8 protein-coding genes and 2 pseudogenes are annotated in these 11,126 nt (G+C 48.8%); 3 read left to right on the forward strand and 7 right to left on the reverse strand.

All coding sequences use genetic code 11. The features are described from left to right. Positions 1 to 188, forward strand: a 188-nt coding sequence (locus FIV35_RS29820; protein WP_211363920.1) for a hypothetical protein, incomplete at its 5' end; no start/stop codon positions are given. A gap of 48 nt (positions 189 to 236) precedes the next feature. Here the strand turns inward: FIV35_RS29820 and FIV35_RS28975 are convergent. Further along, on the reverse strand, positions 237 to 389 hold the full coding sequence (locus FIV35_RS28975) for a YHYH domain-containing protein (RefSeq protein WP_223817870.1): 153 nt from the start codon (positions 387 to 389) through the stop codon (positions 237 to 239). Between the two features lie 264 nt (positions 390 to 653). Here FIV35_RS28975 and FIV35_RS28980 point away from each other — a divergent pair, with 264 nt between their 5' ends. Beyond that, positions 654 to 1,961 carry an MFS transporter gene (locus tag FIV35_RS28980; RefSeq protein ID WP_034139959.1) on the forward strand — a complete coding sequence of 436 codons (1,308 nt, stop codon included), beginning with the start codon at positions 654 to 656 and terminating at the stop codon, positions 1,959 to 1,961. Positions 1,962 to 2,742: 781 nt separating this feature from the next. Here the strand turns inward: FIV35_RS28980 and FIV35_RS28985 are convergent. The 6 genes and pseudogenes from FIV35_RS28985 to FIV35_RS29010 all read right to left on the reverse strand — a co-directional run bounded on the left by FIV35_RS28985 (position 2,743) and on the right by FIV35_RS29010 (position 10,533). Then, positions 2,743 to 3,072 carry a DUF2790 domain-containing protein gene (locus FIV35_RS28985; RefSeq protein WP_033902240.1) on the reverse strand — a complete coding sequence of 110 codons (330 nt, stop codon included), beginning with the start codon at positions 3,070 to 3,072 and terminating at the stop codon, positions 2,743 to 2,745. Between the two features lie 232 nt (positions 3,073 to 3,304). Then, positions 3,305 to 4,628: pseudogene (locus FIV35_RS28990) on the reverse strand (OprD family porin). Positions 4,629 to 4,792: 164 nt separating this feature from the next. After that, complete coding sequence (locus FIV35_RS28995; RefSeq protein ID WP_033902317.1) at positions 4,793 to 6,040, reverse strand: TolC family protein; 1,248 nt, start codon at positions 6,038 to 6,040, stop codon at positions 4,793 to 4,795. After that, complete coding sequence (locus FIV35_RS29000; protein WP_033902318.1) at positions 6,040 to 6,342, reverse strand: DUF3240 family protein; 303 nt, start codon at positions 6,340 to 6,342, stop codon at positions 6,040 to 6,042. Before FIV35_RS29000 ends, FIV35_RS28995 begins: the two co-directional genes overlap by 1 nt. Next, on the reverse strand, positions 6,335 to 9,421 hold the full coding sequence (locus tag FIV35_RS29005; protein ID WP_186352427.1) for an efflux RND transporter permease subunit: 3,087 nt from the start codon (positions 9,419 to 9,421) through the stop codon (positions 6,335 to 6,337). Before FIV35_RS29005 ends, FIV35_RS29000 begins: the two co-directional genes overlap by 8 nt. After that, entirely contained in the window at positions 9,418 to 10,533 is a 1,116-nt protein-coding gene (locus tag FIV35_RS29010; protein WP_051422214.1) for an efflux RND transporter periplasmic adaptor subunit, read from the reverse strand. Before FIV35_RS29010 ends, FIV35_RS29005 begins: the two co-directional genes overlap by 4 nt. 371 nt (positions 10,534 to 10,904) lie before the next feature. Between FIV35_RS29010 and FIV35_RS29015 the strand changes: the two are divergent. Further along, positions 10,905 to 10,994, forward strand: a pseudogene (locus FIV35_RS29015) (DNA-binding response regulator); the annotation flags it as partial. Positions 10,995 to 11,126 lie beyond the last annotated feature (132 nt).

Consider the following 11,126-nt stretch of genomic DNA (forward strand, 5'->3'; position numbering starts at 1 on the left):
ATCATTTCCATACTGATCACCCTGTGTTCTCCTGCTCAAAAATTGAGCAGAAGCAGTTGAACACCTGGGTCAGTTTTCAGTCGGCAGAACAGCCTCTACTGGGTCAGTTTTCGGTCAGCGGCAACACGCTAGCTATCACGAGCGGATTAAACAGCGTCCGTCAGACACCCAGGCCCCTTCAGATCTGAAGTGACCAGCTCACACCAAAGCCCAGCCTGACGCTGGGCTTTTGCCATTTAATGGCAGTGGTAGTCGTTGGTTTTATGGTTTCGATGGCAACCTTTTGAATCAGTACCGCCGCTGTGCGAGAAGGCAGCAACGGACGTAATCGAAAGTAAAGCGGCGATCAAAATGGCGGACAGCTTCATCAGGGTCTGCTCCTTGCTCATATTTTTATATCCGTGAGAGGTCTCACGCCCGGCAGCGTATGGCTAAGTGCCTTCACCGAGCAAGCGCATCCTGCTTGATTTCGCAAATATTCGATGAGCGACTGATCGGCTGCTTCTTGAGCTAATGCCGGCTCTAGTTTAGGATGACTTCATATCCCCCCCAGGGGGATATGAATCCTCGATAAGCGAACAACTCGTCGCTTTGTTAATTCGAGAAAAGCTCGGCAACCAACTGGGCGCGTGTGTCCTTATGTGAGATTTCTCATGCTGAAAATCTTAGCCAATCGAACCTACCGCCACCTCTTTCTCGCACAAGTGATTGCGCTTGTGGGGACTGGTCTTGCCACTGTCGCATTAGGACTACTGGCGTTCGACCTCGCAGGAGCCCAAGCCGGCGCCGTCCTAGGTACGGCGTTAGCAATCAAGATGACGGCATACATCGGCGTTGCACCGATTGCAGCGGCTTTTGCAGAACGTCTACCGCGTCGGGCAATGCTGGTTTCACTGGATCTTGTGCGAGCACTGGTCGCACTTGCACTGCCGTTTGTAACGGAAATCTGGCAAATCTACGTGCTGATTTTCGTCCTTCAGTCCGCTTCGGCAGCGTTCACTCCGACGTTCCAGGCGACCATTCCAGACATCCTGCCGGATGAGGATGACTACACCCGTGCCTTGTCACTATCGCGTCTGGCCTACGATCTCGAAAGTGTTGCCAGTCCGATGCTCGCCGCTGCACTGCTGACCGTGATCAGCTTTCATAATCTGTTCGCGGGTACGGTCATTGGTTTCCTTGCTTCTGCGGCTCTAGTCGCTACGGTGCTGCTACCCAAAGCGAAACAGGTACCACGACGCAGCATTTATGAACGAACCACCCGTGGTATGCGCATATTCCTAGCTACGCCCCGGTTACGGGGACTGTTGGCGCTCAATCTTACGGTAGCTGCCGCTAGCGCCATGGTGATCGTCAATACAGTAGTTCTGGTGCAGTCGCGCTTCGCTCTGCCTCAGAGTTCCACTGCTTTGGCCCTGGCAGCGTTTGGGGGAGGGTCGATGGTGTCAGCCTTGGTCTTGCCCAGGCTGCTGAAAAACATCAAAGACCGAACTGCCATGCTGTTCGGCGGAGGGATATTGGTCGCGGGTTTAGCGGTTGGCATTAACGTCACCACTTATAACTTGCTTCTACCACTATGGTTGGTGCTTGGGGTTGGCTACTCCCTTGCCCAGACTCCTAGCGGTCGCATCTTGCGTCGCTCAGCACATGCTGAGGATCGTCCAGCATTATTTGCTGCCCAGTTCGCCTTATCCCATGCCTGCTGGTTAATCACTTACCCTCTGGCGGGATGGTTGGGAGCACACTACGGCCTGGCCGCATCGTTCATTGCGCTAGCGGTCTTGGCAGCAGGCTCGCTTATCATGAGTAGCCTCATCTGGCGACCAGCTCATGATCGAGAAATCGTCGAGCACACTCATGATGAACTATCAGACAATCGTGCCCATGTTGACGACACCAACGCAGAAAGGCATGAACACCCGTATGTGATTGATGATCTACATCGTCGGTGGCCACGCTGATGGAGCGAAGAGTTCTCAAGCCTTCGAGTCCAGAGCAAAATTTAGTGATGCATCGACAAGAGCTGTCACATACAACTGGATGATGATCAGAAAATAGGTAAGCGAGAGGCTTTGGGGGATCATGAACCTCACCCGATTGAAACAGTTTTTTTTGATTTTCTTTTGTACCCGCTACATCGCTCGGCACTACCGGCGACTTGCATTGCTGGAAACGTTAGCCCTGGTAGGCGCGAAACGAAAAGTGCGTGCTATACCGGCAAAGTCGGTTGTCGTAGACACGGAGAAATGACACACGCTTATTCTTGAACGGAGGAACCTACACAATTTTGACCAAACGAAAGGACGCGCTTGTTGCGAGGCAGGCCTCCAATCATGTTGAGCACCACATACGAAACCGCTTCCCGCTGCATGCAAGCCTTCTAGCCTGGTGCTGGCTTAACTGGCCGTCATCAGCTTCGACGCAGCGGACATGGCAGTAAGCATTGGCATCAAGCGAATGGTGCTACTCTTTGTACGGTCTATTTGATGGTAGGGGAGGATCAAATTAGAGGGGAATGTGTTTAGGGGGGATCAGTAAGGCCGAGAACTCACGTCTCCATGCTCGAATTCAAACTAGCGCCAACCGGTATATGGCGAGCCGATAGAAACGCACTGTCGGCGTGCATATGAGCAGTCCGCTAACCCTCGGCCTACCACATGCCATGAAAGGATTTGCGATGGAGGCTGATAACGGCGAAATAGGCAGTGAAGCGTAGCCGAGGGGTCATGGTAAAAAATTGCGTTAACGCTTTTGGGGACAGTCGCCCTGCAGGATATATCGAATGGAGTGAAGCTTTCCTTGAGAGTCCTGATAACTCATATAGCTATCGACATTTCCACAATATTTTACTGGTGGGGAAACATGTATAGTCTTGGCAACGTCTAGCTTCATGCCATACACATAATCCTTAACTTCAGGAACTGGTTCGCCGACTTTGCTGGCATAATTCTCGAGCGCAACCTTGTTGGCGCGCTCAACCCTTTCAACGTCTGTCTTCGATTGCGTTTGCGCATTAATAAATTGCGACGCAAAAGCAAGCGCGATAAAAACTGAAATCTTAATAGTCTTCATGTCGTAACCCACACCCTTTAGTTTGAATTTGCCTTAAACCACAAGATTTGAATTAGAAAGCGCCCAAAGGGCGCTAGCTTTAACAGTGATCTAGACGGCTGAAAGATCAATCAGCCCCCAATCAAACTTGCACGCAAACATTCATAGCTAAAAATCTATAAAAATAGCGACGTGCAAATTAGATCAAGGCCAAGTTCACAATCAAATTTTGTTCCGTTTACGTCTAGCCCGCTTACAAAGAAACAAGAGGGTATTCTACAATTAGCCTAAACTCATCCAGGTCAGACTCAAATTGAGTCGCGCGTGTATTAGACTGGCGTATGCGGAATGACATATCTTTCATTTTTCCAGTTTGAACTACATATTTTGCTTCGATGTCGCGCTCCCACCTCTTTTGATTCACGAGCGGACTGCCCTCGGCATCACGGCGCATGTAGACACTATTCGCACTCGAGTAGTCAATATCACTACCTCGGCCATAACGCGTCATAAAGCTGAGTCCAGGAACCCCGTACGACTTCATGCTCAGATCATAACGCAGCATCCAAGATTTTTCCTTGGGGGCGTTGAAATCACTATATTGTATTGAGTTGTCCAAGAAAACAGAGTCGGATTGTCGTAAATAGTCGAAGTCGTTTTCGCCATTGTTTCGTTGGTGGGTTAAGGCGAGTGTGTGGCCACCAAACTGAACACCAAAACGCCCGCTCCAAATATTGGTATCAAATTCACCTAATAACTTCTTGCCTTCGTCAACTGCACGATAGTAATTAAAACCACCGATCAACGCGAGATTATCTGTGAGAGCGTAGCTGAGGTTCGTACCGAAATACGTTTGATTCCATACATCCTGAAGTTGGCCAGCATGCAACGCGAAACTTACGTTCTCATTTAGAACGTAGTCACCACCGAAATAGCTCATTCCTGGTGAGTTTACAGGGCCTGCGTAGAAGGTCGCAAAACCATCCCTCATATCGCTTGATACAGGCTGACTCATAGAATGGAGCCGGCCACCTTGCAATGTCAGGCCTTTGATGCTGTTATTGGAAAATATAGTACCTCTAAAAGACTCAGGAAGTAGACGCGAATCACCGTAATACACTACTGGGCTGGTAGGAAACACGTCGCCTACTTTGAGCTCCGTATCAAAGGCGCGAATCTTCGCGGCGCCTCCAATTTTAGTGTACTCATCACGGGCATCCCCGTTACTGTCAACTGGAAGAACATCAAACGAACTTCGCCCACCATTGCGTCCGCCACCAGTGTCCAATTTCAAGCCGATCATGGCGAAAGCATCTAGTCCGAAACCAATCGTCCCTTGGGTGTAACCAGAATTGAATTTCGCAATGAATGCTTGAGCAGTCGCCTCAGAATATCCCGCCCCCCCCTGGTGCAGTTTCACCATTACGATTATCCCTGTTGAAATAGAATGTTCTGCTGGTAACGGTAAATTTACTACCTTCAACAAAACCTTCTGACTTCTCTGCACTATAGGCGACTGAGCTAAACCCAGCTATTGCCGCTAATACGCCTGTTGAGATCTTGGTTATCCTAGTCATGTCTGCTCCGAAGATTTGGCAGTTTCTTATGATGACGGCCTTTTTTATAATGGTGATTGCAATGACCGCCACTCATTCTGACCTACAAACATAACCTCAAGATGATTGAAGAATTACAAATTTGAAAGAATTCCGGCAGCTGATTGCGCTGCCGGAATGGTGGCTCAACTGTGATCGAGATCCCAGATCCAGTGGGCATCAATCAGGAGGGATAAGTTTGTCTTTAACGTCTCTACTTGTGCCTCTAGGGCCGTTGTGGCTGCCGAAACGGATTGGCGGCGGGCTAAAAGCAATGATTGAAGATCCGCCTCCCCCAACTCATACGCTCGTTGAGTCTGGCTCTTGTTCGTTTCCATCTCCTGAGCTCCGTCCTTGGCAAGCAGATAGCTTTCAAAGGCGCCTTCAGCCAACGCCAGATTTTGTGTAATCAAGGTCGTAAGTTGTCGCTTAACAAGCGCTGAATCGTGCCTAGTAGCGTCTTCCTGCGCCAACGCTTGAGCATAACGCGCACTACGTGACCGGCTAGGTATTGGCATACTCACGCTGACGCCATAGATACGCTCTCTGTTACCCTGCTCAGAGTTCGTAAATACGCCAAATGTGGGGTCGGGTATTTTATCCGCCCGGGCACGTCCGGACAAACCTTCAGCGCGCCTTGCAGTTGCGATGGTGCGCCTCAGCTCATCGCTTTGCTCAATAATTCTCGCCGTCCAGGACTCATCATTTCCAGTAACTTTTACGGGAGCCGGCAGAGCGACTCGCGCTCGCTCAACGCCAGGAAACTTGGTGGTAAGCGCAATCCAAGTCGTAGTTGCCTTCACCTTTGCATCATTACCCGAGCGTAATTGATCGGAGAGCTCTGCCTTAGCGATATTCACGTCAAGCGTAGATGCGTCCCCCGCTCTGTTGCGTTTCTGCACTGCTGCCAGGCTATCTTTAGCCGACTCTACTCCTCTCGCCGCAATATCTCGGGCCTCCTCAGCAGCTTGCCAATCAAGCCAAGCTAACATCAGTTCACGGGCGGCTTCATGCCTAGCTTCACCATAACTAGCCTCCGCAATTTCAAGGGTTGCGGTACTGATATCCGAGTCAGCACTAGACTTTCCAGGGAGCCGTATGGTGCGCTCTACTCCAGCCGTCCACTCGTTATAGTTAGGCCCCCCCTGGACACGACGCTGCTGAGAGGTACCGTTAACTATCCATTCGTAAGGAGATCTTTTAATAATCCCCGCCTCCTGTATAGCCGCATCCAGACTGGCCCGGGCTGACTCTACTCGTGGATCTGCATCCAATAGCTTTGTCGCAATGCTTGCTGGTAAAATTTGAGCAGGTGGCAATGGCATTTCAAAAGACTGAGGCTGAGCCGCTCCACTGGCACCCAGTAGTAATACTAGAAGTAATAACTTTTCCATCACACCAGAACTCCCGAACGGTAAATAGGGGTCGACCAATAGCGAATACCCGAGCTAGTGAAAAGCCTCTCAAATTCACTAATCCAGAGTTCGAAGCGTTCCTCGTCTACCACGACAACGATTTCCGTTTCTTTAGCGCTTCCCATAACCTGCTCCGCAGAGTTCAACATGGAGTTGGATAGTCCATGTACTGAAACCACCCTGCTCGTAAAGACTCCGATGCTAGGATCACAAAGAAAATAGTCAGAAACCTTCTCTTCAAGACTTAGCGGCAAAAGTAGAGTAATTCGCAAGTTAGGCATTGGAGCTCTCCTTTTTCGAATGAGCAAAACGCAAATACAGTATCGGTAAGAGGAGAAGTGTCAATGCCGTAACAGTGATCAAGCCGCCTATCACTACAATAGCCAAAGGGCGTTGAATTTCTGAGCCAGGGCCCGTTGCAAATAGAAGTGGAACCAGTCCAAAAGCAGTAATAGAAGCAGTCATGAGGACTGGTCTTAACCGGCGCCTTGAACCTTGGATGACTACGTCTTTAATAGCCATCCCTTCATGATAGAGCTGATTGAAATAGCTGACCAAGACGATCCCGTTGAGTACCGCGATACCTAACAGTGCGATGAAGCCGACTGAAGCTGGCACTGACAGATATTCGCCAGTAACCCAAAGGGCAACGATACCGCCTACAAGTGCAAAAGGAATATTGCTAAGAATAAGCAGAGCCTGTCTGACGGATCCAAATGTCGAAAACAGCAGCACGAAAATCAAGCCAAGTGCGACTGGAACCACAATAGATAATCTCGCAGCAGCGCGCTGTTGATTCTCGAACTGCCCACCCCAAGTAATTGTGTAACCTTTGGGTAATTCGATATTTTTGGCAACCGAAGCCTTGGCCTCCTCAACAAAACCTACCAGATCCCTGTTACTCACGTTCGCAATTACTACGCCATATCGGCTACCCATTTCACGGTCAATTTTAACGGGGCCGTCCGCACGAACTAACTTGGCGACATCGCGCAGAGGAACAGACATTCCTGAAGGTGTAGTGATAATCAAAGCATCGAACTCCGCCGGTGAGGTACGAACACTTTTATCAGCACGAATCAAGATCGGCGTACGCTGATTGCCCTCGATCACAATGCCAGCTTGCTTACCTTCAATCTGAACTCTAAGTATGTTTTGAATGGTTTCAACATCAAGTCCTAATCGACCTGCTTGCAATCGGTCAATTTCGACTCGCAAGTATTGGACACCGTCATTTTGAACCGTATAAACGTCCTGGCTACCGTTGATTGTCTTCAGTAATTCTTCAATTTGGGTTCCGAGCTTATTGAGTGTGCCAAGGTCTGGGCCATATACCTTCACGGCCAAGTCGCCCCGAACACCAATAATCATTTCAGATACACGCATTTCGATAGGCTGAGTAAAGCTGTATTCGATACCAGGTAAATTATCTAGAACTTTACGAATCTCATTCAGCAAATCTTCCTTAGAGCTCATGCGCCACTGGTCTTTTGGCTTGAGCAGCAAATAGGTGTCAGTCTGATTGAGACCCATAGGATCCAAACCAATCTCATCAGAGCCAGCGCGAGCTACAACTCCTTTTATCTCTGGTATAGCCGTCATCAACGCCATTTGAATCTTTTTATCCAGCTCGGCAGTTTGCTCGAGACTGATGGATGGCAATTTCTCTATACCCACGATCAAGTCCCCTTCATCCATTGTAGGCATAAAGGTTTTACCGACTTGTGTGTACACAATCCCAGCGGCTAAAAGCATAACTGCAGCACCAACAAACACTACTTTTTGCTTCTGCATGCCCCAACTCAAAATCGGGTTATAGAGCCCTAGAAGCTTTCTCGCCAACCAAGGATCTTCATGCTTTACCTCTTTTAAAAAATAAGATGAAAGCACAGGTATAACAGTTAAGGAAAGCAGCAACGACCCTGCCAGTGCAAAAGCAATCGTCAGCGCTACAGGGACGAAAAACTTGCCCTCAAGGCCTTGTAGGGTCATTAGAGGGAGGAAAACAGTAATGATGATCAAGATACCAGAAGTTACAGGAACAGCGACTTCTCGAACGGCTCGGAATATGAGATGAAGCCTTGGAACTTTTCCACGAGACTCATCGGTAGCCAGTCGCTGCACGATGTTTTCAACAACGACCACTGCCGCGTCGACCAGCATCCCGATTGCAATTGCTAACCCCCCCAAGCTCATAAGGTTGGCAGACATATTAAATAGTCGCATAAGGATGAAAGTAATCAGCGCCGCAAGTGGCAGCACGAGCGCAACGGTCAAAGCCGCACGAATGTTCCCCAAAAATAGTGCAAGTAGAATGATGACGAGTACGGTTGCTTCAAGTAAAGCTTTGAAAACAGCACCGACAGCTTTATCTACCAGAGACGAGCGGTCATAGAAACTCGTAATCGATATCCCTGCAGGTAAGGTAGGTGCTAACTCTGCCAATTTGTCCTGCACGCCTTTAACCACCTCACGCGCATTTGAACCAGCAAGGCCTAGTACCAATCCTTGCACTGCTTCATTGGTGCCATTCTGAGTTACTACGCCATAGCGTGTGAGCGTTCCGATCTGTACTCTCGCAATGTCGCTAACTCGAACCGGAGTTCCGGTCGTCGCACTCACCACTATATTTTTTAGATCGTCAAGCGAGTTAATGCTGCCCTCACTTCGCACCAATAATACTTCATCGCCTTCGGCCAAACGTCCTGCACCATCGTTCCGATTATTTATACTTAGAGCATTCGATAGTTGCTCCAGGGTTATTTTATTGGCTGCCATCTTCATAGGGTCAGGAAGCACCTCAAAAGTGCGCACCAAACCACCCAGGGAGTTGACATCGGCAACTCCAGGCACTGTCCGCAGCGCCGGCCTAATTACCCAGTCCAACAAGCTTCGGCGTTCTACCAGCGATAAAGAGTCTCCGTCGACCGTAAACATGAACATTTCCCCTAACGGGGTAGTGATAGGAGCCATGCCACCGGAAATACCCTCCGGTAAACTGTCCGACAGATTTCCGAGTCGCTCAGCAACCTGTTGGCGAGCCCAGAAAATGTCGATGCCATCCTGAAAATCGATGGTGACGTCTACCAGACCATATTTCGTCACTGATCGAAGTGTTTTGGTGTTCGGAATGCCAAGCATCTCAACTTCGACGGGTACTGCGATACGACTCTCTACCTCTTCCGGCGTCATGCCGGGGGCTTTCATAATAATTTTAACTTGAGTGCTTGCAACGTCTGGAAACGCATCAATCGGCAGGCCGCGATAGGCATACCAACCCGCAGCAGAAATCAAAACCGTAACCAAAATTATAAATAATCGTTGGGCCAGAGAAAATTGAATGAGCTTGTTCAAAATCATTCTGCTTCCCCTTCAGCAAGCCAGGCGCCTTTCAGCGCAATCACACCACTGATAGCTACTTGGTCTCGTGGTTGAAAGTCACCTTCAATTCGCACGTATTGGCCTGTACTGGCCATAACTTCGACAGGGCGGACTGAAAAGCCCTGCTCAGTTTTCACAAATACGACTGAGTCTGCCTTATTGCGAGCGATAGCGGACAATGGTAGATCCCAAGTATTTCCTGAAGATGCTACTGGAATATCGACTGAAATATACTCACCAGGCCTCAGCTTACCTTGAACGTTCTCTATTTCTGCTCGCATTATTACAAACTGATTGCCCGACGCTATAATGGGGCTGATGCTTTTAATTTTCCCTGATACATCTTTACCTACAACATTTACAATAGTACCTAAGCTTATATTTTGCGCAGCCGTTGAAGTGGCCTGTATATCTACCCACAGAACCTTGACTTGGGCGATATTCAATAAAGCTGTAGCAGCATCAACTCTCTGGCCGGGCTTCACCGAGATAGACGTGACAATACCGTCTTGAGCCGCCGCCAAAATAATTCCGTCCGAAGGCGAACCCGACTTTATAATTTTATCGGTGTCAGACTTCGAGAGACCTGCAAGTGAAAGTTCTGAGCGCACCTGTGATAGCGTTGCCTCAGCCTCACGTAAGGCTGCCTCCGCTTCTTGCGCCCTCCGTTGAGGAATAATGCCCTCTTCAAAGAGAGTATTTTCGCGGTTGTAGGCTTTTCTAGCGAGGCTTGCTCGAGATGAAGCCTGTAGCAATTCAAGCTGCAATTGGCTCATGGCGGGGCCTGTCAACCGCACCACCGGGTCACCTTTTGTTACAACCTGAAATTCCGAGACGAGAAGCTGCGAAACCATAGCCTGCATCGGTGACGTAACGATCTGTTCTGCGCCGGGAGGTACGACCACCTGAGCAGGGTAACGATTTTTTAGATCTCCAGAGTTACTAAGAACTGGTGCTGTCTGGATTCCCATCGTCTTCATCTGATCGGTGCTTATATTAAGCTGTTCAACCGCCCAGGCTTGACTTCCTAAAAAACAGGAAACCAAAAGCGTGATGTTCCGGCGAAGTTTGAAGCTAGTGGTTTTCGTCATCTTCTTTCCTAATAACGTAAGTCGCTCGCCAAGCCATTGGGCGCTCTCTATCTGGCCTTACGAGTCAAGTAAAGCCGGATTGCTTAAAGCTGGCCTATTCGCATCTAATGTTAACGGGCAGCAAATATCAGGAAGGTGACGCTTAAATTACAATTCTGTAGGATTCAGAAACAGCTAATTTATTTGCTATAATCGGTGCAAGAATAGCGAAGACTACTTAATCGTAAAAACTATTAGATTGAACCGCTGAGCGGGGTGCGTCGATATGTCACAGTTACGATTTACAGTATTTTCACAACCTCTTTGATAGGGATCTTTGATTGCACATTTCGTGTTCAAATAAATCTTTTATTGTCGGGTAATTGGTCGATATGCGTATATTAGTCGTTGAAGACGAAATTAAGACAGCTGAGTATATACAGCAAGGCTTAACTGAAAGTGGGTATATTGTAGACCATGCTGCTAACCCGGATTTCTCATGAGGCCGGCAGGCGTGGCCGGTGAAGCCTCGGTGTATCAACAACCTGCCTTCCACCGCTAAAAATTGATCGTTTTTTATTCAATTCCCGCGTATGGGGCGCACTGCCCCCTTT

This window comes from Pseudomonas rhodesiae (genome assembly GCF_007858255.1).
Taxonomy (GTDB): domain Bacteria; phylum Pseudomonadota; class Gammaproteobacteria; order Pseudomonadales; family Pseudomonadaceae; genus Aquipseudomonas; species Aquipseudomonas rhodesiae.

Bases quoted from the DNA above. Each gene is read 5' to 3' on its own strand.
- FIV35_RS28975 (WP_223817870.1), bottom strand. From the start codon at position 389: ATGAGCAAGGAGCAGACCCTGATGAAGCTGTCCGCCATTTTGATCGCC.
- FIV35_RS28980 (WP_034139959.1), top strand. From the start codon at position 654: ATGCTGAAAATCTTAGCCAATCGAACCTACCGCCACCTCTTTCTCGCA.
- FIV35_RS28985 (WP_033902240.1), bottom strand. From the start codon at position 3,072: ATGAAGACTATTAAGATTTCAGTTTTTATCGCGCTTGCTTTTGCGTCG.
- FIV35_RS28995 (WP_033902317.1), bottom strand. From the start codon at position 6,040: ATGGAAAAGTTATTACTTCTAGTATTACTACTGGGTGCCAGTGGAGCG.
- FIV35_RS29000 (WP_033902318.1), bottom strand. From the start codon at position 6,342: ATGCCTAACTTGCGAATTACTCTACTTTTGCCGCTAAGTCTTGAAGAG.
- FIV35_RS29005 (WP_186352427.1), bottom strand. From the start codon at position 9,421: ATGATTTTGAACAAGCTCATTCAATTTTCTCTGGCCCAACGATTATTT.
- FIV35_RS29010 (WP_051422214.1), bottom strand. From the start codon at position 10,533: ATGACGAAAACCACTAGCTTCAAACTTCGCCGGAACATCACGCTTTTG.